The organism is Enterococcus sp. DIV1316a (assembly GCF_050536915.1).
Taxonomy (GTDB): domain Bacteria; phylum Bacillota; class Bacilli; order Lactobacillales; family Enterococcaceae; genus Enterococcus; species Enterococcus faecalis.
This window is the reverse complement of sequence record NZ_CP172913.1, coordinates 873,214-895,252: the sequence shown is the minus strand read 5'-3', so window position 1 is coordinate 895,252 and position 22,039 is coordinate 873,214. Positions and strand designations below refer to the sequence as shown.

20 protein-coding genes and 1 other RNA gene are annotated in these 22,039 nt (G+C 36.7%); 7 read left to right on the top strand and 14 right to left on the bottom strand.

Annotation, left to right across the window (positions count from 1 at the left end; genetic code table 11):
• Positions 1–65: 65 nt before the first annotated feature.
• The 4 genes from lepB to IGL56_RS04400 all read right to left on the bottom strand — a co-directional run bounded on the left by lepB (position 66) and on the right by IGL56_RS04400 (position 3,793).
• Positions 66–614, bottom strand: coding sequence for a signal peptidase I (gene lepB, locus IGL56_RS04415; RefSeq protein ID WP_002358039.1), 549 nt, complete (start codon positions 612–614; stop codon positions 66–68).
• Between the two features lie 220 nt (positions 615–834).
• Entirely contained in the window at positions 835–1,554 is a 720-nt protein-coding gene (locus IGL56_RS04410) for a LutC/YkgG family protein (RefSeq protein WP_002361597.1), read from the bottom strand.
• Positions 1,547–3,019, bottom strand: a complete 1,473-nt coding sequence (locus IGL56_RS04405; protein ID WP_002358041.1) for a LutB/LldF family L-lactate oxidation iron-sulfur protein — start codon at positions 3,017–3,019, stop codon at positions 1,547–1,549. The genes IGL56_RS04410 and IGL56_RS04405 overlap by 8 nt, the downstream gene beginning before the upstream one ends.
• A 12-nt stretch (positions 3,020–3,031) precedes the next feature.
• Positions 3,032–3,793, bottom strand: coding sequence for a (Fe-S)-binding protein (locus IGL56_RS04400; RefSeq protein WP_002365495.1), 762 nt, complete (start codon positions 3,791–3,793; stop codon positions 3,032–3,034).
• A 369-nt stretch (positions 3,794–4,162) separates the two neighbouring features.
• On the opposite strand from IGL56_RS04400, the gene IGL56_RS04395 reads away from it, so the two are divergent.
• From IGL56_RS04395 to IGL56_RS04380, 4 genes are all read left to right on the top strand, one after another.
• The gene (locus tag IGL56_RS04395; protein ID WP_002386008.1) at positions 4,163–4,450 is read left to right on the top strand and encodes a hypothetical protein; all 288 of its coding nucleotides are present in this window, start codon (positions 4,163–4,165) and stop codon (positions 4,448–4,450) included.
• Positions 4,451–4,630: 180 nt separating this feature from the next.
• Complete coding sequence (locus IGL56_RS04390) at positions 4,631–4,816, top strand: hypothetical protein (protein ID WP_002358046.1); 186 nt, start codon at positions 4,631–4,633, stop codon at positions 4,814–4,816.
• A 170-nt stretch (positions 4,817–4,986) separates the two neighbouring features.
• Complete coding sequence (locus IGL56_RS04385) at positions 4,987–6,339, top strand: amino acid permease (protein WP_002382100.1); 1,353 nt, start codon at positions 4,987–4,989, stop codon at positions 6,337–6,339.
• 110 nt (positions 6,340–6,449) lie between these two features.
• Positions 6,450–6,851: a YxeA family protein gene (locus tag IGL56_RS04380; RefSeq protein WP_002358048.1), complete on the top strand. Its 402-nt coding sequence runs from the start codon at positions 6,450–6,452 to the stop codon at positions 6,849–6,851.
• Here the strand turns inward: IGL56_RS04380 and IGL56_RS04375 are convergent.
• The 3 genes from IGL56_RS04375 to IGL56_RS04365 all read right to left on the bottom strand — a co-directional run bounded on the left by IGL56_RS04375 (position 6,848) and on the right by IGL56_RS04365 (position 11,114).
• The gene (locus IGL56_RS04375; protein WP_002386010.1) at positions 6,848–7,582 is read right to left on the bottom strand and encodes a class I SAM-dependent methyltransferase; all 735 of its coding nucleotides are present in this window, start codon (positions 7,580–7,582) and stop codon (positions 6,848–6,850) included. The two genes, IGL56_RS04380 and IGL56_RS04375, sit on opposite strands and share 4 nt — an antisense overlap.
• Positions 7,583–7,651: 69 nt before the next feature.
• Positions 7,652–9,247: an ATP-binding cassette domain-containing protein gene (locus IGL56_RS04370; protein WP_002358050.1), complete on the bottom strand. Its 1,596-nt coding sequence runs from the start codon at positions 9,245–9,247 to the stop codon at positions 7,652–7,654.
• A 124-nt stretch (positions 9,248–9,371) separates the two neighbouring features.
• Entirely contained in the window at positions 9,372–11,114 is a 1,743-nt protein-coding gene (locus tag IGL56_RS04365; protein WP_065813839.1) for a collagen binding domain-containing protein, read from the bottom strand.
• 334 nt (positions 11,115–11,448) lie between these two features.
• Here IGL56_RS04365 and IGL56_RS04360 point away from each other — a divergent pair, with 334 nt between their 5' ends.
• The gene (locus IGL56_RS04360; RefSeq protein ID WP_002358053.1) at positions 11,449–11,754 is read left to right on the top strand and encodes a DUF898 family protein; all 306 of its coding nucleotides are present in this window, start codon (positions 11,449–11,451) and stop codon (positions 11,752–11,754) included.
• A gap of 138 nt (positions 11,755–11,892) precedes the next feature.
• Positions 11,893–12,259, top strand: a transfer-messenger RNA (tmRNA) gene (ssrA, locus tag IGL56_RS04355).
• 134 nt (positions 12,260–12,393) lie between these two features.
• Here ssrA and IGL56_RS04350 read toward each other — a convergent pair.
• The 3 genes from IGL56_RS04350 to IGL56_RS04340 all read right to left on the bottom strand — a co-directional run bounded on the left by IGL56_RS04350 (position 12,394) and on the right by IGL56_RS04340 (position 13,639).
• Positions 12,394–12,579 (bottom strand): hypothetical protein, encoded by a 186-nt coding sequence (locus tag IGL56_RS04350; RefSeq protein WP_002384733.1) that lies wholly within the window; start codon positions 12,577–12,579, stop codon positions 12,394–12,396.
• Entirely contained in the window at positions 12,564–13,076 is a 513-nt protein-coding gene (entV, locus tag IGL56_RS04345; RefSeq protein WP_430599874.1) for an enterococcin EntV, read from the bottom strand. The genes IGL56_RS04350 and entV overlap by 16 nt, the downstream gene beginning before the upstream one ends.
• 359 nt (positions 13,077–13,435) lie before the next feature.
• The gene (locus tag IGL56_RS04340; protein ID WP_002381996.1) at positions 13,436–13,639 is read right to left on the bottom strand and encodes a DUF378 domain-containing protein; all 204 of its coding nucleotides are present in this window, start codon (positions 13,637–13,639) and stop codon (positions 13,436–13,438) included.
• Positions 13,640–13,833: 194 nt separating this feature from the next.
• Between IGL56_RS04340 and IGL56_RS04335 the strand changes: the two genes are divergently transcribed.
• Positions 13,834–14,127, top strand: a complete 294-nt coding sequence (locus tag IGL56_RS04335) for a hypothetical protein (protein WP_002358125.1) — start codon at positions 13,834–13,836, stop codon at positions 14,125–14,127.
• A 67-nt stretch (positions 14,128–14,194) separates the two neighbouring features.
• Here IGL56_RS04335 and srtC read toward each other — a convergent pair whose 3' ends face one another.
• The 4 genes from srtC to ebpA all read right to left on the bottom strand — a co-directional run bounded on the left by srtC (position 14,195) and on the right by ebpA (position 21,921).
• The gene (srtC, locus tag IGL56_RS04330) at positions 14,195–15,049 is read right to left on the bottom strand and encodes an Ebp pilus assembly class C sortase (protein ID WP_002358126.1); all 855 of its coding nucleotides are present in this window, start codon (positions 15,047–15,049) and stop codon (positions 14,195–14,197) included.
• Between the two features lie 93 nt (positions 15,050–15,142).
• Positions 15,143–17,026, bottom strand: coding sequence for an endocarditis and biofilm-associated pilus major subunit EbpC (gene ebpC / locus IGL56_RS04325; protein WP_002358127.1), 1,884 nt, complete (start codon positions 17,024–17,026; stop codon positions 15,143–15,145).
• Positions 17,023–18,453 carry an endocarditis and biofilm-associated pilus minor subunit EbpB gene (gene ebpB, locus IGL56_RS04320; protein WP_002358128.1) on the bottom strand — a complete coding sequence of 477 codons (1,431 nt, stop codon included), beginning with the start codon at positions 18,451–18,453 and terminating at the stop codon, positions 17,023–17,025. Before ebpB ends, ebpC begins: the two co-directional genes overlap by 4 nt.
• 3 nt (positions 18,454–18,456) lie before the next feature.
• Positions 18,457–21,921, bottom strand: a complete 3,465-nt coding sequence (gene ebpA / locus IGL56_RS04315; protein WP_002358129.1) for an endocarditis and biofilm-associated pilus tip protein EbpA — start codon at positions 21,919–21,921, stop codon at positions 18,457–18,459.
• Positions 21,922–22,039: the final 118 nt, after the last annotated feature.

Sequence of the window (22,039 nt, the reverse complement as noted above, 5' to 3'; positions counted from 1 at the left end):
AGAAGGACGGAAACATGTGTTTGTTTTTACACATTTCCGTCCTTCTCTTTTACTCATTGTCTCTTTTATTGTTTTGACACTTCTGGTATTGGACCAAACCGTGAGAATGGCCACATCACAAATTTCACTTCACCCAAAATATCTTTTTTATGAATAAAACCAATGACACGACCGTCTTTTGAATTCCGTCGATTATCACCTAAAACAAAGTAGCTATCTGCTGGTACTTTTTCTTTTAATGAAAAATCGCCTGTCAAAGGTTGACCATCTGTTAAGGCTTTTTTAAATTCATCTAAATAGGGTTCGTCAACTTCTTTTCCATTGATGTACAACGTATCATCCTTGTACGCAATTGTATCTCCAGGTAAACCAATCACACGTTTAATATAATTTTTATCTGGTTCATCTGGCGCTGGGAAAGTAATAATATCGAAACGATTAATTTCTGTGTTTTTTAACGTAATTACCCGTTCACCATCTGCTAACGTTGGATCCATTGAATGACCTCTCACTACGACAGGCGTAAATACAAATTGTCTCAGTAAAAACAGACCCAAAGCTAAACAGGCAAAAAAGACGACTGTTTTAATTAATTCTTTTGATTTCAAACTCATTCCTCCAAAAACCTTATTATCTTATGTCTCATATTCTACCACAAAGTAAATCAATCCTATAGTGCTTAACACCCAATTAATTTTTATGTACGCTTTTTTTACAAAATGGTCAGAAAAAAAACGTATTTCTTTCAAATTTGATTCTTACTTTTTTGATCCTGCTCATAAAAAAAGCATAATCAATTCTAAAAAGGGCTGAATTGATTATGCTTCTAGCGTTTTAGCGATCCATCACAACCACGTAACAAACTTCTAAAGGACCATGCAACCCGACAACCAGTTGCATTTCAATATCTCCTGAATTAGAAGGCCCTGAAATAAAGTGAATCGCTGAGCCGATTTTTTCGCCTTTTTCTATTTTTTCTGTATAAAAAGCTGCTGGCTGAGTCGAACGTGGAACGAGTTTGCTAAACGGTATAATTGAAATGTAATGCTTCGGTAAAAAATGTAAGGCTCTGCCTTGTCCCGCATTGGACTCCACCACAATCGTTCCTGATTCAGCTAGTAAAAACTCAGCAAAGGCAATCGCAATATTTGCCTGAGCAGCTGTTTGAATATTCGCTTCTCGTTGCTCACTTCCAGGTTGCCATTGCTTAACAGAAACAGCCTCTAATGACTTAGCTAAATCAGCTAATCCATAGGCTTCAAAACGTGCATCTGTTGGCAATAAAAGATTGCCCCCACCAAACTCAGCAACAATTTGCTGAATCGTCGTCAGTAAATTTTCTTGTGTGGTTTCCACTAAGTTCGTGTGAATCGTTTCCACACGTTCTTTCACAATCGTTAATAGCTCTGCTGGTGTTTTATCTGCCAACTGTTCTTCTGGTAAATGATTAACTGGCTCAAATGGATGGGCCGAAACAGGCTGTTTTTCTACGCCTAATTTTTCTCGTAGATTTTGTAAAAAAGGTTCTCGATTTTGAATCGCTTCGTTAGTCATTTTTTTCACCTTCTTGATGTTTTTTGAACCAACTTCTGAAGTTTTCTGAAGATTTTGGTGGTCTTGGCAAATCACGAACATCGGTCCAACCTTTTACTAACCCTGGTCCTTTATCAAGGTAGCCCCCATGATTGTACATGTTTTCAACAGTAATTTCTTTTTGTTTACTTAAAATGCCCGCTGCAGCATGATCGACTTTCATGGCTGCTTTAAACATTGCTGGTGAACCAGTGGCTTTACCTACCATACGCATTTGGAAATCTTCAAATCCATGTTTCATTTTCAGATCATCGGTCATCACTTTACGATGTTCAATTAATAATTCGTGCAATGGAATTTTCACAGGACACGTTTCCGTACATGCCCCACAAAGACTAGATGCATAAGGCAATTCCCCAAACTGTTTATATCCACCTAAAATTGGAGAAAGCACAGCACCAATTGGGCCTGGATAAATAGAGCCATAACCGTGCCCTCCAATATGGCGATAGACCGGACAAACATTCAGACAAGACCCACAACGAATACACTGTAAGACTGGCTGAAAGGCTGTTCCTAACGCTTTTGAACGTCCGTTATCCAAAATGACCACGTGAAATTCTTCTGGACCATCGGATTCATCCGCATTTTTTTGCCCGGCAAACGTCACATACGTTGTTAAATTTTGACCAACGGCACTTCTGGCTAAAAGGTTATCTAAAACCTCTGCTTCACGCATTGTTGGTACGATTCTTTCCATCCCCATTAACACGATTTGTGTCTTAGGAATACTGATGGTCAAATCAGCATTTCCTTCATTTGTATTTAAGTTAATTAAGCCGCTATCCGCAATAGCAAAATTACAACCTGTAATGCCAATCTCCGCTTCCAAAAAGAATTTGCGCATCACTTCTCGTGCACAGCGTGCCAAATTTACCGGGTCATTATCTCCTTGATACCCTAATTTTTTCGCAAAAACCTGACGAATCTGTTCGCGATTTTTATGAATACTTGGGAAAACAATATGTGACGGCTCATCCCAGTCATCCATTTGTAAAATGAATTCCGCCAAGTCTGTTTCCATCACACTGACATCGTCTAATCCCAATAACATTGGATCAATATCGACTTCGGTCGTCACCATTGATTTAGATTTCACAATTTTTTTCGCCTTTTTTTCTAGAACCACTTGTTTCACATATTCATTGGCCTCTTCGGCGGTTTGAGCAAAAAAGACTTTGCCACCTCGTTTGGCGACGTTATCACTGAACTCTTCTAAATAGTCAGGCAGATACTGAATTGTATGTTGGCGAATTTGTTCTCCCAGTTCACGCCATTGTGGCCAATTGCCTAAAGCTTCCCGCGCACCTTCTCGTTTCTCCCATTGGGCATCTTGTGCTTTGGCGACAGCCTTTTGCATAAACACATCTTTTTTACTTTCTTCAATTCGTTCACTTAACGGCTTATTGCTCGTTGATAATCCCACAGTTCTTCCCCCTTACCCTACCGATATGATTTGCGGTTGATCCATGCGTGCTTCATCCACTTCGTGATTAAGGACTTCTGCAATATGCATAATCTTAATCTTTTTCCCATCACGATTGAATTTACCGCCGATATTCATCAGGCAACCCATATCCGCACTAATTAAAATTTCTGCGCCTGTATCAATCACATCGTTCATTTTTTCCGTCACCATTTGTTCAGAAATAGCTGGCATTTTCACTGAAAACGTTCCGCCAAATCCGCAACAATTTTCAAGATGTCCTAAAGGAATCATTTCTAATCCTTTCACATGATCCAACAAAACAAAGGGTGATTCTCGTTCATTTAAAATTCGCGTCATATGACAAGAACGATGATAAGTGGCTTTCCCATGTAACGTTGCGCCAACATCTTTGACCCCTAAGACACGATAAAGAAACTGACTAAACTCATAAGTTCGCTCAGCTAAACGTTGTGCTTTTGGTCCATAAATAGGATCATCTGCTAAAAATTTGTGGTATTCTTTCATCATGCCGACACAAGACCCCGCAGGTCCCACCACATAATCGGCACCGTCAAAACTATCAATTTGATTCTTAAGCGTTGTCGTGCTCTCTGTCACATAGCCACTATTGTACGTTGGCTGACCACAACACGTTTGGCTTGTTGGTAAAACCGTTTCACAGCCATAACGTTCCAAAACCTCTACCATTGCTTGCCCTACATTTGGAAAAAGTAGATCCACCACGCATGTCGAAAATATACTCACTTTCACGCAAAATAACCTCCTCGTTTTCTACGAAAAGGCTCCATGAAATTAATTGGGCGGCTGTCATTAAAAGTCACTTGGCTGTCGTCTCTAACTACTTCACAGTGCCTTTTCAACAAATACGTTATTTGTAACAAAAATCGTTTTTTAAAATGATTCTTATACAATAATTATTTTACCAGTATCTGGTTTTAACAGCAAACGATTCCAGAAATTTTGTGCATTTTCACACAAAAAAGGAGGCTTTTTTATAAAAGTTTCTTTTAACCCCTTTGAAATTCGTTTTTTCTGAAGAAAAGAGTGACGAAATTTTGAAATTTTGGTAAACTAAGAAAAAACGAGAAACGAGGGCCATGCATGTTCATTTCATTTAACATGTTTATTCTATTAATTGTTGCAACGATCCTAATGATTTTTCTGATTATCTATTTGACAGTCACTGGAAATGATAAAAATAATAAAAAGAAACAAAAGAAAGAAACAAAAAGAACTACGCCAACTTTAAACAAAAAAACAACTGTCCCCCCTTCTCAGAAGCCAAATGTTGTGACTGATGTTGCCAAAAAGAGCGAGCCGGAAAAGCAAGCCGTACAACGAACACAACAACCAACCACTAGAGAGGACGAGACTTCTCAATTTACACGAAGCCAACGTCATAAATGAAAATGGGCCATAAGTCGAGATGACTTATGTCCCATTTTCTAATTCTTAAGATAATCAGCTGAACAAAAAATCCGCTAGTGGTTTCACTTTTTCTTTTAATTAATGATAGTTTATTCTTCTTTTCAGGTGTATACTAAATGATTGAAAAGAGACTTTAACTAATTAGGAAGAGGTGATTTTTTGTCTGCAAAGCGGTTTATTCAATTATTCATTTGTTATGCTATTTCAATGATTGTCGCAATACTTTTAACGGACTTATTTAATTTCTCGAGTCCTATAGCTTATTTAGTAGTGGCTAGTATCATCGGCTATGTAGTCATTACTGTTCCATTAACAATTATGACTCTATTAAAAAATAAAAATTAATAAAAAAATTGAGCGATTTTAATCACTTAAATTGCTCGATTTTTTTATTTTCATAATATTTTTCACTTATTTTTTCATTTTCATTGACAGAATAGTTGTAATTGTCAGAAAATTGTATATAATAAAGAAAGTTATTTTCATATTATTTTTTTCAATTAAAGGAGAATCCTATGAGTGAAACACAACAAACAACCTTAAAAAAACAATTAAGCTCGCGCCACATTACGATGTTAGCCTTAGGGGGAGCGATTGGCGCAGGTCTTTTTAAAGGAAGTGGCGAAGCAATTGGTATTGCTGGTCCTTCTGTTTTAATCGCCTTTCTAATTGGCGGTGCTGTTCTCTTCATCGTCATGAGTGGTTTAGGAAAACTCGTTTTAGATGGCGGAGACACACATCATGGTTTGTCTGGCTTAGTTCGACCATTTTTAGGTGCACATTCTGCTGACTTTATTGATTGGGTTTATTATTCCATGTGGACAATTAATATTATCGCAGAAGCGGTTGCCGCAGCTTCCTTTTTACAACTTTGGTTTCCTAATATTCCTGCTTGGTTTTTTGTTTTTATTTTAGCTATTTTAACGACGCTCATTAATCTTTACTCGGTTCGTTTATTTGCAGAAACAGAATATTGGTTGGCGTTTGCTAAAATTAGTGTCATCATTTTGTTAATTATTTTTGGTGTTTATCTGGTGGGACAACAAATGCTAGGCAGTGGTGTCTTCCCTACTTTACAAAGTATCACCGATCATGGTGGCTTCGCCCCACATGGCATGAAAGGTATTGTTAATTCTTTATTAGTAGTTATTTATTCTTATGGCGGTTCAGAATTAATCGCGATCACTGTCAGTGAAGCAGATGATCCTAAAAAAGCCATTCCTAAGGCGATTCGTGGTGTGATGGGACGGATTATTTCCTTCTATATCATTCCATTATTCTTACTTTTGATTATTTTCCCTTGGAATACATTAGCAGGCACAACGGTGAGTCCATTTGTTATGGTTTTTGAAAAAATGAATATTCCTTTTGCTGCTGACATCGTAAATTTTGTGATTATTTTAGCCTTGTTTTCTTCTATTAATTCTGGGGTATACGCCTCTTCTCGCCTTTTATATTTTCGCTTAAAAGATAAAAAAGGACCCATGAGTAAACTTGCGGTTTTAAACAAGCACCAAGTACCTCAACGTTCAGTTTTCTTCTGCGCCAGTGTTTTATATCTGGGCGTTATTCTTTCTTATTTTGTTGGCGATGAATTATTTGGTTACTTAGCCGGTTCTCTCTCTTACACTGTCTTGCTAATTTGGATTTTAATTAGCGCTGCGGCGTTTGTTCTTTCTTTAAAACGAGGGTCTCTCTTTGAAAAAAGTATTAATCTCCTTGCTTTAATCATTTTAGGTCTCATCTTTATTGGCATCTTATTTACAAATTCGTTAGGCGTCACTCTTTTAACAGGCCTACTGTACTTTGTTATTTTCTTTAGTTATCGTAAGAAAAATGATTCCTTTCTACTCTCTGATGAAAGCTAAATAGACCAAAAAAAACGAACAGTTTTGTAAGACAACTGTTCGTTTTTTCGATGTTCCATCTCCTTCTTCTTTTGCTATGCTATTTTTGTAAATTGTTAGGAGGAGAAAAAATGAAAAAAATCGGCGCTATTTTATTTATTGGCTTATTCATTGTTGGTGGTTATACAGGCTATCGTTATTATGCAGATACATATAAGGGTGAAAAAGCCTATGCACAAGTTCCTCTAGAAATTCCTGAACGAAAACAAACAGTAGATGACAATCAAAAAAGCATAGATGGCCAATATTCTTTACACTATCGACTAACTTTTGTTAAAAGTAATGGAAAAACACAAGTCATGGACTACGAACGGACAGACAAAAATCCTCAACCTTTGGAACCAAATGCTTACATAGAAGCAACCATTAGTAAAAAAAGAATCATCCAATCTCCTGTCAAAATTGATAAAAAAGAGATTCCAGAAAAAGCTTTCGCACAATTAAATAACCGAAAAACAACCAGCGATAATTAGTCATCGCTGGTTGTTTTTTTACATGGAATAACAATTAATTCATAAATAATGGTACGCTGATTTTGCTTAATTTCATGAGAACCAAAAATTTCTTGTATGCGTTGTTCTAAAATTGGAACTGACCATTGTTCTTCAAAATAGTTGCGGAAAAAGTCTTTTGAAATAGCTTCTGATGCTTCAAAGAAAAATTTTTTTGTGAAAAAAGGTCGCTGTTCTTTTTTTAGAAATGCTTTGTATTTTGCCATCCAATTTAACTGCGGGTTGCTCTCTTGCTCAAAAGGAGAAAATAACGAATCTTGCTCTTCCACTAGCCGAAATATAAGACACCATTCCTCACTTAATTGGCACAATGCCTTAACTTTTTCCGGCGTATCCAAAGCAGGATTCATCGCTGAAAAAACGACTTGAAATTTTTTCCCAGTCTCAATCAGTCTTTCTTGGCTTTGGTGAAGAAAAACAACGTTGCTTTGTGCTTTTGCTTCCGCAATCTCCAACATTCTCTGAGAAATATCGGCTAGCGTATACTCCGTGACTTGCTCTTGAAAAAAAGGTAAGTATCGTCCTGTCCCACCTGCGATATCCAGAAATGTCTGACACGGAAAAAGACCTTCTTGGACCAAGAAATCACGTAATTCTCGGGCAATTGGAAATGGCGATTCTTGTTGAACTTCTTCATATTCTTCTGCAAATTCATCCCAAAATTCCGCTAATTCTTGCTCATTATTATTCATCAACAGTTGCCCCTTTCTCTCAATTCTTATAAAAAGTGTAGCAAAAGAAGCGCCAAAGAGCTAACAAGTTCACTCATTTAAATCAATAATTTCATCTACAAATCGCAGGGTTTTAGGTCGATGAGTAACCAAAATAGTCAACTTATTGTGGGTAAATTTTTGTACTTCTTGTAACACTTTTTCTTCGGTCTTTTCGTCCAATGCAGAAGTCGCCTCATCTAAAATAAGGATCTCTGCTTGTGTAAATGCTAAGCGTGTAAAAGCAATCCGTTGTTTTTCACCACCAGAAAAATTCATTCCTTTTTCACTCACAATAGTGTTTAAACCTTCCGGTAACCGTTCATAAAGTTCCCCCAACTGAAAACGATACATAGCTTCAATTACTTGTTCATCAGAAATTTCTTGATTAAATACAATATTTTCTTTCAACGTTCCTTGAAATATTGGCACATCTTGAGATAAATAAAAAACTTTTTCATAATAATCTTCCAAATTAAATTGTGTTAGAGGAAATTGATTCACATAAACTGTCCCCTCTGTCGGCTTCAATAATCCTAAAATCAATTTAATCAGGGTAGATTTACCTGTCCCACTTTTTCCAATCAAGCCATAGGTTTTATTCATTGAAAATTGTCGATTTTGTTGGGACATAATCGTTTGACTATCTACGCTAAAACACACATCTTTTAATGAAATTGTTTGAATTTCAGGTAACGCTTTGCCGGAAACCGCTAAGTCAGGATCATCTTCTTTTTTATAAAAATCTTCCAAGCGCTGATAGGCTACTTTATCCAAATTATATTGAACAAATAAAACATTAAATATGGCTATCGGCGTATAAATTCGATCGATATACATCACTATCGCTACAAGTCCACCTAAACTTAGCGTCACGACGTTAGTAAAACTAAGTACGACAATACTTACTTTGATAAGTGCAACTAACAAGGCAAAAAAGCCAAAGAAAAATTCATGGATCATAGTCATTTTTGTTATATTTTGACTATTTTCCTCTGCCATTAACGCGTAATTTTCAATCTCTTTTTTATATTTTCGATTAATTCTAAAAGTTACTAGTTCGGTCATCCCTCGTATCAAAGTAGCATTCATTGCTTCTTCAGAAATAAGTGTTTTTTCTTTCATTTTTTGTAGCGTTTTCAAAAGTATTTTGGTTAAAATAAATACAATCACATAACCAATTAGAATTGCTGGTAATAATTTTTTATCAATCAATGCTATGAAAAATAAATTAAATAACGTCTCTGGAATTAACTCTCGAAATAAGCGCCCATAAAAATTCAAGTGGATATTTCTCCCAGCTGCTGCACCAACTTCTACTTTTTGTAGTAAAGCACCCGCTCCCAGTTTTAGATATTCTTCATAGGAAATCTTGCTCATTTTTATTAAACTTAATTTCTTCAAATAGAAATAGATGCCATTAGTTAAGTAAGCTTTCGGTTTCTGTTCACAGTAAGACAATAGCGGAATTAAAATAATTGTCGTTCCATACGCTACTAACAACCCTAGTTGGAAACTTTTTTGATAATGATCTAACAACTGTTGAAAAAAATAAATTGCTAAAGCACTACATAATGAAACAATCACACCAATCAAAATGTACCAAGTGAAGCTTTTCTGAAAGTGCGACCATATTTTTTTAGTCATTTACTCCCTCCTTTTCGAGCATTATATACCTTACTGTAGCATAGTTTTTGATTGGCGCCTATCAGCAATTTATCTCCAGATAATAGAAAAGCCCCCCAGCGAAAGCTGGATGGCTTTTCTATTGTTAATTCTTTCTGATTTGTAGATAACTTACACCTAAAACGGCAAATGTACTTGCCAGTATTCCTGCTATTAACATAAACGGTGTTTTTGTTGTGCCTGTTTTGGGAAGTTCTCGTTGCCCGTTTGCTTCATTTAATTTTTGAATTGGTTCACTAAGCAGTTGGGGAGCCAACTGTGGGCTTCCTTCATTTTTCAATGTATTTAATGGAGCGTTTAGTATTTGTGGTTGATTTTTTGATGTAACATTTTTATTTGTCTCCACAGTTGTTTCTGTGGATGGCTGTTTTTTCTCAGTTATAGTAATTTCTTTTGTTGGTGAGACATGAACTTCTGATTGGCTGCTTTCTGCCGTTTCTGTTGTGCCATTCTCTTCAGTTGTCACACTTGGTTTTTCAGGTATGATTGGTGCAATTGTACCTAACGTTTCACTTTCATCTGGATTTTCTTCTTCTGTTGGTGAGACATGAACTTCTGGTTGGCTGCTTTCTGCAGTTTCTGTTGCGCCATTCTCTTCAGTTGTCACACTTGGTTTTTCAGGTATGATTGGTGCAATTGTACCTAACGTTTCACTTTCATCTGGATTTTCTTCTTCTGTTGGTGAGACATGAACTTCTGGTTGGCTGCTTTCTGCGGTTTCTGTTGCGCCATTCTCTTCAGTTGTTTCTGTTGCCTGTTCCGAAGTAGGTATCTTTGGTTCCCATTCTTCTATTGTCTCTAAAGGAATGTCTAGACTTTCTTCTGTTGGCATTTCCACATTTTGATTGCCGCTTGCCTCGCCTTCTACAAAAACATTTTTAACCTGTGATGTATTTTTTTCATTCGTTGCGTCTTGATTGTTTAGTTGATAATTGATGTCATAACTATTTTCAAATGTTGCTTGATGTTGGCCTGCTTCCGTGATTGTCGAAGTGTAACGGACGATAAAGGAAGTAAAGCGTGCTTTATCCCGATAAAAACGTAAATTAAAGTCATTATCTGTTACGAAGTCAATTTTGCCATAACCTTGTTGCTCAAACTCGGCAAGTGAAATATATTTAGTTTCTTTGTCATTCACAATATCAAATGTAAAACTCTCTTTATTTAATTGTTGACCACTTCCTTGTCGATCCGCAATTGAAATATCTTCTGTGACATCGGATTTATTGAGGTTCACATTTAAAAACCAACGTACTTGATTTGACTCTCCAGCCAAATCGCCTACTTTATAAAAAAACGGATAGTCTCGCTCAATTTGGCCAGTCTCTGTGTTGGTCACTCCTTCAATCGTCAAACGTTGAGTCGCCGTTGCTGTTCCGAAATCCGTTTCTATCACATTCGGTTGCGAACTATTGGTGATAAGCGTTTTAATCCCGAAAGAAAAATGCCCATTCACATTATGTAAAGATTCAACTTTTTCATTAAATGTTGCTACAACATGATCTTTATAGATAAAAACTTCCCCTAAACCATTTAAATTGATTTTTCGTGGTGAGCCATCGTTCTCGGTCATTCCAACTAATGCATTTGGTAAAGTTAAAGTAATAGTATCGCCAGGTTTTATTTTCTGATTTTCTTTGTCACTAAAAGATACTTTAATTGAGGTCATCTCTCCTTGATATAAAGTAGTGTGATCTAATTCTACTTTGTCAACGATTGAACTTTTGCTCAATTCGGCGCCAAACGAAATTGGACCAATCAATAACGCCCCCGCAATTGGTAGAATCATTACCAACAGTAACACTAAAAATTTTACATTTTTTGTCATAAAAAATTATTCACCCTTCTTTTCTCTTGTTTTTTCCACTTAGTGGTCTTTTTCAGAAGTTGACAATAGCAAAAAGATATGTCTCGTACAATATTAATGCTCATTTAAGTAGCCTTTTTTTTAAATTTCTAATTCACTTCCTAAGGAAAACGTTTTATTATGGTAGTTACATTAGATAACATTTGTTACAAAATATCTAATGCTGCCAAGTTTGAGTTGCATAAATAACATATTTCACATTAATAATGAATAAAAATACTTATTTCATCCTCATTTTGTTTCCCAGGCCATTTATTCTTGTTATAATAAAAGTTATGAGATAAGAAGGAAAAGAATGAAAAATTCATATTTTGACGGTGATTTAGCCACGTATATCGGGACTTCAATTTTAGCAACCTTGATTACTGTCTTTACATTAGGCATTTGCGCACCTTGGGGAATTTGTATGATGTACAACTGGAAAATCAAGCATACCGTTATTGATGGTAAACGCCTTTATTTTGACGGTACAGCTATGCAATTATTCGGTCATTGGATTAAATGGCTTTTATTAACTATAATTACTTTAGGAATTTATGGTTTTTGGTTGAATATCCGTTTGCAACAATGGATTACAAAACATACCCACACACTTTCATAAAAAGAGGAAGGATGAACTGAGTTACGGTCCATCCTTCCTCTTTTTATGAATATCTAACAGAGTGTTATCCTACTCTTTGAAAAAACAAGGAATTTATGCTATACTTTGATAAGTATCAAGGGATACTTATGTTATTTCGGGGGCGTTACGGATTCGACAGGCATAGTTGAGCTTGAATTGCGTTTCGTAGGTTACGGCTACGTTAAAACGTTACAGTTAAATATAACTGCTAAAAACGAAAACAATTCTTTCGCTTTAGCTGCCTAAAAACCAGCTAGCGAAGATCCTCCCGGCATCGCCCATGTGCTCGGGTCAGGGTCCTAATCGAAGTGGGATACGCTAAATTTTTCCGTCTGTAAAATTTAGAGGAGCTTACCAGACTAGCAATACAGAATGCCTGTCACTCGGCACGCTGTAAAGCGAACCTTTAAATGAGTGTCTATGAACGTAGAGATTTAAGTGGCAATATGTTTGGACGCGGGTTCGACTCCCGCCGTCTCCATTTTTAGAAAAGTAGAGAAAAACAAAAAAGAGCTAAAACCTTATAAAATAAAGGTTTTAGCTCTTTTTTTCTATAAGCAAGAGAAGGCTCGTTACCTCCTCTTACACTTCCTATCACATTATCTTTCTAAAACCACTTCATTTTCTTTTTCTATTGGTGATTTTGGGTATTGCATAGAACATGGCTAAAAATATTATTGTTATCAAAAGAGTTTTTAAGATTTCAATTTCTCCTGAATCTATCCAAGTATACACAAAAGCGATGATAAAAGTAATTACTATTTCCGTAACATGATCTTTTAAATTCATTAGCTTAGCCCACATTGAACTGCCCATAAAGCTAGTTGTCCAGCTACAATAATAGCATTCGTCTTTAACCCATTGGCTTTAGCGAAGCGTAATACAGTCACTGCTAATTCTTTCCAGGCTTTCTTTTGTGCAGCTTTTACAATTGCGCTGATACTAATCATTGCAAAAAACTCATCTTTGATTTTGTTAGCAACGCAACTTCCTAATGCATTCCAATTAAAACGTGCTTGAACTACTGTTGAAGCATCAGAAATATTTACATTTAACTCTTCCTCAACTGAAGAAATCTCTTGCTGAGCAAAATTATTTTTGACATAGTTTTTAAAGTTATCTTCCGTCACTCCATTCTCATACATTTCTTCCAGTCCTTTTGCTACAGCCTCAACTTCTGAATCCTCTAGCTGGTCAGATGCATAAACACTTGTACCAGCGCTGATAAAAATACCTAATGTCATTAGTAATGCCATCGCCAAACAAAAAAATTTAGCCTTTTTTGTCACCTGTAATTCCATAAATAAATCCCTACTTTCTTTTTCCTTGTTATAATCATAACAAGGAAAAAGATAATTTATCATCAAAATCCCTATTTGATGCTTATATTTTCCTATATATCCTAGAGCTGATTTTTCTCACTAGTGATCACATCAATTTGAACTAATGATTCAAAAAAAGACACAGGTTATTTGAGGTACGTTCGAGGTAATGCTAGGTTCTATTTTGAAAACAACGCAGCTCTCTTGAAATATTTTTTGAGCTTGTCTAAACCTTCTGAAACGAATATAGAAAATAAAAAAAGAGTCCCCTTTCTCAAGGAAACTCTCAATTGCTAAGTCAAAATAACTTCACGTTATCTAAATCTTTTAAATCAATCCTATGGTTCGCGGAACAAAGGAGCTAAAAACTTAATAGAATAAATCGCACAAATTCCGACAATAATATAGATAATTTTTGCTAATGGTGTGGTTGCACCGCCACTAATTGTTGCAACTAAATCAAAATTAAATGCACCAACTAATAACCAGTTTAAACCTCCGACAATCAATAAAATTAAAGCAATAATATCCAGATATTTCATTTTTAACACTCCTTCCAAATTTGATAAGCCAAGAGTAACACGTTTATTCTTTATTTACGAAAATAATGATTCAGGAAAAAAACTTTTTTCAATTATTTTCTTGAATCATTTTTTCATTATTAAGAATTTTATGATATAACTAAAGAGTAGACAAAAACAGATTCATTATCTCTGATAAGAAATGGTGGTTTATTATGCGTGCTAAGTTATTTTTAATTTTGCGGAATCGAGTGTTATCCCGTGTTGTCTTTGTCATTCTATTTTTACATGTGCTTTTTACCACAAATGATTTCACGGTGTTGCTACTCCTCTTACTATTGAATTATTTACTCACGCTTGAGGATAGCGCGAAAAAAAACAGAAAAATCCAAACTTGGCAGGAATTTAAACAGTCGATTGATTGGCCCTTTGTCGCTTTTTATTCAGGGCTTGCTCTTTTAGTTATTTCGTTAATACTTCTGTTTCTCTGGTTCAATTATGCACGATAAGGAGGATTAAAAATTGAAAAGCTATTTTTTTACTCTTTTTTTTAGTATGTTTAGCCTTTTCGTCATACTACTTTGGTTTTCTGGTCGTCTTTTTCCGTCGCTTGTACCAGATAATGAAGCCGCTAATAATTAACGCACAGGCAATTAAAAGTAATATCCATAATAGTAAATTTTGTTGTTGTGCCACTTTTTTCATCCCCGCTGCTGCTTTTTCTGGTTGATATGGGATACGATGTCCTCGAACTAATAACCGATGACTGTTTATCATATACGGTGTGCAAGTTAATAAAGTGACGAGATCTTGGCCAGACTCAATGTGTAAATCTTTTGTATCAGTTGGTTCAACGGTTTTTATTTGATCTACTTGATAAGCGAGCGTCTTCCCATTAACTTCGATATAAAATTCATCGCCTTTTTTTAATTCTGGCAAATCTGTAAATAATTTGGCTTGAGGGAGACCACGATGTCCTGAAATGACCGCATGTGTATTCGCACCACCTGTAGGATAGGAGGTTCCTTCTAACAAGGAGCTTCCTTTTTCCAATAGCAATGCATTCGTTTTATCAAAAATTGGTAAACGGACATTTATTTTTGGAATGGTTAAAACACCAATCGTATGACTTTCAAAATAGGATTTGTCTGGTTTTTTCGTTGTTTTTTGCGTTTCAGAAAAAGGATCTAATCCAGGATTGCTGCCTTTTTTCGCTAATTCTTGGTTTTTCTTTTCCATTTTTTCTTGAAGTTCAGCCATTTCTTTGGTGTTTTCTTGGCTTGCTTTTGCTTGATAATGAGCGATAATTTGTTGATCCAGATAGTTATTTAATGCATCGCTAACAAAAGGATACGCAAATGCACCTATTCCAATAATCAGTAAAAGAATCATAAAACCATCAATGATACGACGTTTCTTTTTTGACTTCATTGCTTCCTCCTTAAAAATAAAGCATGAAAGCCTGGGACAGTGATTGGCCCAGGCTCTTTGTTTTTCTAAAAATTTCTTCGGTGATGCTAGAAATTAAGCATTTTCTTTTCTACGTCTAGCAAAGTAGACTCCTGCAATAAGTAGCAAGACTGCGCCACTTCCTAAGTAAACGTAGATTCCTTTGCCACCTGTTGAAGGTAAGGTACCTTTGTGTTTGTTTGGTACTTTTTCTGGTGAAACTAGGTTTTCTGTTGTGCCATATGATTGTTCATTGACCACAAATTCAATCCGATTTGTTAACAAGACATAATCATCAGGAGCTACAGTTTCTTCTAAATAATAGGTACCGTATTTAAGCCCTGTGATATCAACTAATCCATCAGCCGTTGTTGTAAAAGTAGTTGCTTCAGCTTTTGTTTTCACCCAAGTTGCTGCTTTCGTTGTTTCATCGATTTTCAAATAATTTGCTGTGTCGCTGTTTTGATCACGGACGACAAAGGAAGCTCCCGCCAAGGCTTGTGTCGCTGTCACATCGCCATCGACTTTAATGAAACGTTTCCCACCTGTCACCACTTCAACAGTTGGTGGTGTTTGGTCGTCGGTATGACCGTTATCAACATTCGCCTCATTTTTAAAGCCTTTCGTAGGATCTGCTTTTTCATTTAAATGCATAAAGTAAACGAATTTTAGTGTGCCGCCTGGTGTTAGCGTAGGAATATACGCTGGATTAACGGCGACAGTGAAGCCATTTGCTTGTTCAGTCACTTGATAATTTTCAGGAGCGATCATTGTATCCCCATCATATAACGCATAGGCATACTCTCCAGAAGTCACGTTATCAAAAGTTAAGGCTGCATCATGTTTATCAACTAAATTGAATTTGACGTATTTATTAGCGTCGCCTTCTTTGTCTGCAATCCCCAATGGAATATTTACAGAAATTTGATATTTAATTTTTTCGCCAATTGCCACATCTTTACCATCTAAGTTTGGTGTTGTTTTATCAACTTTAGAGGTATCATTTTTGACTGTTTTTTCAACAGGTGTTTGATTGTTTGCTTCAATTGTAAATGGTGTTTTTGTTTGATTTTCAATTAATTCTGCATTATTTGGAGCTTTTACTTCTTCTAAAATATACGAACCAACCTCAAGATTTTTAACTGTTAATTCTCCCGTTCCATTCTCTGCTTCTGTAAAATCATTTTCGCCAATTTCATAACTTTTCCCAGTAATAAAGCGTTTTGCTTGTTCTTTATCCGTTGTCCATGTATATAATCCATCTTTGACTCCTTGGATATATTTTACTGTGCCTGGTGAGCCTTCGCTTTTGGAAATAACAAATTCTGCACCATTTAATCCTTCATTTTCAGCAGTTCCTACTTTTTTCACATGTAAACTACCATCATTGGCTACCACATTTTTAGGATAAATATGAACAATCGCTAATTCTTCTGTTCCATATTTATAGGAACCATCTGCTTGCTTGATCATTTCGTAAACTGGGAACGCCACCACCATATTCGTAGCAGCAACTACACCCTCTTTTGGTTCTTCTTTAATGGTATACACTGCATCTTTACCATTTTGTTTTTTAGGTAACTGAACAGTGACATTCCCATTTGCATCGGTGGTTCCTTGAGCAACAGGTTTCCCAGGAGTTAAACTTTGGACAGCTTGTTTAGCTGCATCAACGCTTGCGCCTGCCGCTCGTTGCTCGTAAAATTCGCTCGTCACGTTATAAATACTAAACGTCACATCTGCCAGTCCTTGATATTTATCAAACTCGCTCATTTCTTTCCCGCTATTTTGAATAAGCGGATCTGGTAAATCCGTCATTTTCTTTTTGTGAATCACGAGCTGTGCGCTCTCCCCATTTTCTTCTGCAAATGCAGTTGTTGTCCCTAATACACTCGTGAAAAGTGGCAAAATTAGTAACAAGGTACTAACGGTGTACCAAACTTTTTTTAATTGCTTCATTTTCTCTCTCCTCTTTTTTGTTTTTGATAAAATAGCCAAATGACTACCAGCCCAATGATTAGCAGGCCTGCAATCGTCAACCAAATAGAACGTTCTTCATTTGTTTTTGGTAAGAAGCCTGACTCTTTTACTTTTTTATTGATTACATGTAACGGTGCTGTTCGTTGTCCGTTCGTTGCATAAGAATTTTTTTCCACCGTAAAAGGAATTTCTGTTTGATTCAGAAGATAACCTTTTGGTGCAGAGATTTCTTCCAAGAAGTACTGGCCATCTTTTAAGCCTTTAACTGAAAATTCACCGGCTTGATTAGACGTGAATTTTTTAGCTAATGCTTTTTCTTTTTGCCAACGATACCCGTTTGCTGTTTCATTGAGGTATTCCCCCGCTTGATTTTTGACGATAAAAGCAGCCTCTGGCAAGGTGATTTTCGCATTTTCACTATCAACTTTGACAAAAGACTTGCCGCCTGTACGAACTGCGGCTCTTTTAGTCAAGGTATGCTTGTCCGTGACTAATTGTCCTTCGTTGTTAATCGCAGTGTCTGGTTCAGCGGTCTTTTCTAAACGCATTTGATACGACACAGTCATTGTTTGATTTGCAAAGTTTTGTAAGTCTTTAATTGAAAAATCAAGCGTAAATCCATGCTTTTGCGTCGTCAATGTGTAACCTGTAGTAACTGTTTTTCCAGCCACTTTTACCACAATTGATTCTGGTAAAAGTGTCAACGTTGTATCCGCCTTATCTGACAAACGGAATTCCTGATATCCTAAAATATTCGCTGGAATCTGAGTCGTTAACTGATAGTTAATGTGCTCTCCTTGATTAAAGCCTTGTTGCTTATCGAGTACCGTTTTTTCAAGTGGTGGTAAGTCATAGGCATTTTCTTCATTTTTTGGATATAAATGAATATGCGTTAACGATTGCCCTTGTGGATCTTGAACAGGCAAAATCACTACTAGGTTGCTAGCTTTTTCCTTTACCACTTCCGGTGCTTCCGCTTCAACAAATAAATAGGCTTTATCTCGTTGCTGCGAATCTTTGCTAGCTAATGAAAAAGAAACCACTCCATCTTCTCCATTTATTGTCTGTGTTTTATCTTCTGCAATCGGTTTTCTATTCATTGCACCGGTTTCTGCTAATTGACGCTGTGCCTCTTGGACCGTTTTTCCTTCAGAACGAAGCTGATAAAACGGATCCGTCACATCATAGACTTGATAAGTGACGTCATTTAAGCCCCGATAATTTTGAAGCAGCGTTCCCTCTTCCCCTGTGTTTTGCTGCTGTTCTGGTAATTGACCATCAGGGAACAATAATTTGTGCAACGTAACTTGAACGCTTGCTTGCGATGCCTCTGCTAATGCTTGCTGTGAAAACCCGAAAAGAGCGAGTAGCATGACGCAAATACTTAACCAACGTGCGTTTTTCATTGATTACACACTCCCTTCTGGTCGTCTAATAAAGAGATAAACACCCGCTATCACGAATGTACTAATCGCTATCAAGTAAAACCACAAGCGTCCTATGCCACCAGTTTCAGGTAAAGGAACCTTTGCTTGGTTCGTAACGTCTAAAGTAATTTGATTATTCTTCTCTCCAGAAATTAAAACATCTGCTACTTTTTCCCCATCTATCGTGACTGAACCATCTTCACGAATTATTAATTCGATTGGTTCTTTTAACCCCTGATATCCTTCTGGCGTAAAGGTTTCTGTTAGAACATATTTCCCTGGTTTTAAGTTTTCAAAAACAAAAGTATCCGTTTCTTTGCCATCTTTTGGTAATTCAATATCCGTATCTGGTCCTGTTAAACGGAATTTCGCTCCTTTAAGTGGCGTCTGATTATCGGCTTTTTTATGAACTGTTAAGTCAAAAGGTTTCAAATTATTTTGATGTGTCAGTGTCCATTCTGGCGCATTTTCTTCAATATTTTTGCCTGCATAGTGAATTTTCCCATATTTATCAACAGTAAATTCATAATTTCCAGCAAGAGTGTCGTAGCCTAATGGTCCTGATTGTTCCACCATTCGATACTCACCAGGTTCACTAATTTTAAAATAGCTCAATCCTGTAGTATCTGTTTTTTGAGTTGCCACAGTTTGGTAACTTCCTTGAGCATTTTTTCTTTGCAACGCAAAAGTCGCCTCTGCTAAGTTCACTTGTTTGCCATTTTGCATGGTGTATTTTCTAATTCTGATTGGCAAAGAAGAAAATTTATTTTCAATTTCCAATGGAATAACTTGATTTGTGGTGGTCACTTCTTGTCCATCGATGCTTACTTTGCCTTGCTCACTCACCTCAATTTGCCAAGTCGTTTTCTTGCCTAACTCATGTCCTGCAGGTGCTTTTACTTCAGTTAATGTATAGCGTTCCCCTTTTTGTAGGCGCACATCTTTTGGCAAGGAATAGCTACCATCTTTATTGTCCACTAATGTTGTTTGAACATTTTTACCACTCAATTCAAAGACGGCTCCCACTAAGTTTTTCTCACCTGAGGAAGAATTTTTGATTACTTTTAAATCTAATGGCTTGAACTGCTTCGTGTTTTTCCAAGTAGTATCGTCGATTTTTTCTTGACTGTAACCAGGAACTGCTAATTCACGGGTTGTTTGATAATTGAAAGCTTGTCCTTGATTGTTGTATTGGGGAAGCCCAAGAACTTCTTGATAGCTTTCATCCGCGGTTTTGGAAAGTTGGGTTACATTTTTGCGCTCCCAACTATTGCTGGTATCATTTTCTGGTTTTGATAATTTAATATACCCAGTTTGCCAGTTGGCTGTGTCAGTTACTTGCTTTCTACTAATTTCATAAATCACATTATCTGGCCGACTTGTCGGGTCTTGATCATACTCTTCCCAGATTTTTTTCACGTTTAACTTCACGCCAGGTGCTTTTCCCGAAGGAACCCCAAAATCAACTTTTTCAGGGGCCGTGGCTAATGGCTGAAACGTTGTCCGACCATTCATTTGATACCAAAAATCAGGTTTGAAGTTTTCTGACTCTGTTTGAATACGTACTTGATAATGAATTTGAATTTCTTGCCCTTTACCCAAATAAATCTCATTACTATTAATTGTAGCGCCTGTTAGCGACACTTCTGGTAATGTTTGAACCTGAACAGGACCCACACTTTTCATTGATAATGTATTTGGCTCGTATTTAAAAGGTTCAGCAATTGGATCAACTACTTTTCCGTTTACAACCGTTCCTGAAATCTGAACGGCTTTTTTCGCTAAATAATCAGAAATGTCTGGTGCATAATCCGCGGATTCATAATAAAGGTCTCCATTTTCATCGGCTGACACCATCTCACGCATTTTATCTTCAACTTGTTGTTTAGATAAATTAGCTCGTGGATCGCTTTGCAATTGAATGCCCAATCCATGTATTTCAATCCCACGTTGTTTTAAGGCCATTGCCTCACCTATCGTGGCGATAAACGTACTGTTAATCCGTTTATTGATATTGTTTTGATCTGGCGCATTATAGCTACCAGAGATATAAGAAGTGCTACCTGGTTGATCTTGTCGATTCGTAAATTGTGTCCCGTAAAAGCGACCATCCGCCTCTGTTTGAACTCGACTCACTTTATAAGAGAAGGTTGGGACGCCATCCGTTAAAAGTACAATGACTTTCTTATGTCCATTTGGCGTTGCTAACATATCACCAGCATCTCTTAATGCTTTTTGAGTGAAAGTTCCTCCTCTAGTGCTACTTGGCGTAATATTTTTAATTGGATTTTTGACTGTATCAAACGGCCCCATTTGAATGGCGTTGTTATTATAACCGTCACTTGAGTAGCCAACATAGCCCATGTTGATGTTATTGGTAATACCGCTATCTGCCAATGTATCAACAAAACGGTTCACTCCTTTTTGAACTTCACCAATCCGATTGTTTTCATTCATACTACCGGACCAGTCAACGACTAAGACCAAATCCAATGGCGTGATTTCTTTCTGAACATTCCCACGCACATTAAGATATACATCAAAAAGCCCTGGTGTTGTTGTTTCTCTAGCATATTTTCGGATGGCATAATCGGCTTGGTCTCCTGTACCGCCATACTCAATATAAGAATTTGTGCGATTAGTAGGGTCCCCATTCCAACTCGTTTGGCCGTCCCATTGTGCACTACCGTCTTTATTCCCTTGATGGTTTAACACATTTTGATTGCCTGTGGGCTGCCAATTAGCTGTCGGATAAGTCCCAGAATTATCCGTCGTGTATTGTGGTGCAATTAAAGGCAGTGCCAGATTCGCTCTCAAAGTAGCTGGCGCCATTCTTGCTTCTGCAAATGGATTGGTTACCTCTTCTGTTGCGGTCGGCTGTTCTGTTTTTTCTGGAGCCGAATCATTTTTGTTAGTTTCTTTCGTATTTTCTGGTACAGTTATTTTTTCTGGTTCAGTTGATTCTTTAGCAGAATCCTCTACTGTTATTTTTTCAGAAGTAACTGAAACATCATATTCGTTGTTTTCATACAATAACTTAGGTGGCTGAGCTGTTTGAAGCGAACTTTGCTCAACAGCTAACGAAAGCTGTACCGGCTTTTTTACTTGTGCGTCCAAAGTCAGATAAAGCGTACCATTAGTCACTTGGTAAGAATATCCGTCTTTTTCAATTACAGCAGTATCCATGAACTGTGCATTTTTCAATTGAATTTCTCGTTGTAATGGCTGCTCTGTTTGGTTGAGAAGATTTAACTCGATATTAATATTCGTTTTATCATTCTCATCTGTTATCATTTGAGCGGATGTAATTTCAACTTCTTTGGCTGTTTCTGCATAGCCAATGAGCGGTATGAAATAGGATGAGACAAGTAAAAAGACTACGCCGAAAACCCCAAATTTCTTTAGTAATTTAATGTCTGTTCTCTCCTTTCTTTTATGAATTAACAGTTAAATTAGAATTGCCTAGCACGTAAAATTTCATTATTCTAATCTGATAATTATTATACAGAGAAGGAGCTCATTAAATCACACCAGCTTTCATACCAAGCGGTTTCATTTCTGAAAT

Bases quoted from the DNA above. Each gene is read 5' to 3' on its own strand.
- srtC (WP_002358126.1), bottom strand. From the start codon at position 15,049: ATGAAGTCAAAAAAGAAACGTCGTATCATTGATGGTTTTATGATTCTT.
- IGL56_RS04360 (WP_002358053.1), top strand. From the start codon at position 11,449: ATGAAAAATTCATATTTTGACGGTGATTTAGCCACGTATATCGGGACT.
- lepB (WP_002358039.1), bottom strand. From the start codon at position 614: ATGAGTTTGAAATCAAAAGAATTAATTAAAACAGTCGTCTTTTTTGCC.
- IGL56_RS04370 (WP_002358050.1), bottom strand. From the start codon at position 9,247: ATGACTAAAAAAATATGGTCGCACTTTCAGAAAAGCTTCACTTGGTAC.
- IGL56_RS04410 (WP_002361597.1), bottom strand. From the start codon at position 1,554: ATGACTAACGAAGCGATTCAAAATCGAGAACCTTTTTTACAAAATCTA.
- IGL56_RS04385 (WP_002382100.1), top strand. From the start codon at position 4,987: ATGAGTGAAACACAACAAACAACCTTAAAAAAACAATTAAGCTCGCGC.
- entV (WP_430599874.1), bottom strand. From the start codon at position 13,076: ATGGAATTACAGGTGACAAAAAAGGCTAAATTTTTTTGTTTGGCGATG.
- IGL56_RS04365 (WP_065813839.1), bottom strand. From the start codon at position 11,114: ATGACAAAAAATGTAAAATTTTTAGTGTTACTGTTGGTAATGATTCTA.
- IGL56_RS04395 (WP_002386008.1), top strand. From the start codon at position 4,163: ATGTTTATTCTATTAATTGTTGCAACGATCCTAATGATTTTTCTGATT.
- IGL56_RS04350 (WP_002384733.1), bottom strand. From the start codon at position 12,579: ATGTGGGCTAAGCTAATGAATTTAAAAGATCATGTTACGGAAATAGTA.
- ebpB (WP_002358128.1), bottom strand. From the start codon at position 18,453: ATGAAAAACGCACGTTGGTTAAGTATTTGCGTCATGCTACTCGCTCTT.
- IGL56_RS04375 (WP_002386010.1), bottom strand. From the start codon at position 7,582: ATGAATAATAATGAGCAAGAATTAGCGGAATTTTGGGATGAATTTGCA.
- IGL56_RS04380 (WP_002358048.1), top strand. From the start codon at position 6,450: ATGAAAAAAATCGGCGCTATTTTATTTATTGGCTTATTCATTGTTGGT.
- ebpC (WP_002358127.1), bottom strand. From the start codon at position 17,026: ATGAAGCAATTAAAAAAAGTTTGGTACACCGTTAGTACCTTGTTACTA.
- IGL56_RS04340 (WP_002381996.1), bottom strand. From the start codon at position 13,639: ATGAAATATCTGGATATTATTGCTTTAATTTTATTGATTGTCGGAGGT.
- IGL56_RS04335 (WP_002358125.1), top strand. From the start codon at position 13,834: ATGCGTGCTAAGTTATTTTTAATTTTGCGGAATCGAGTGTTATCCCGT.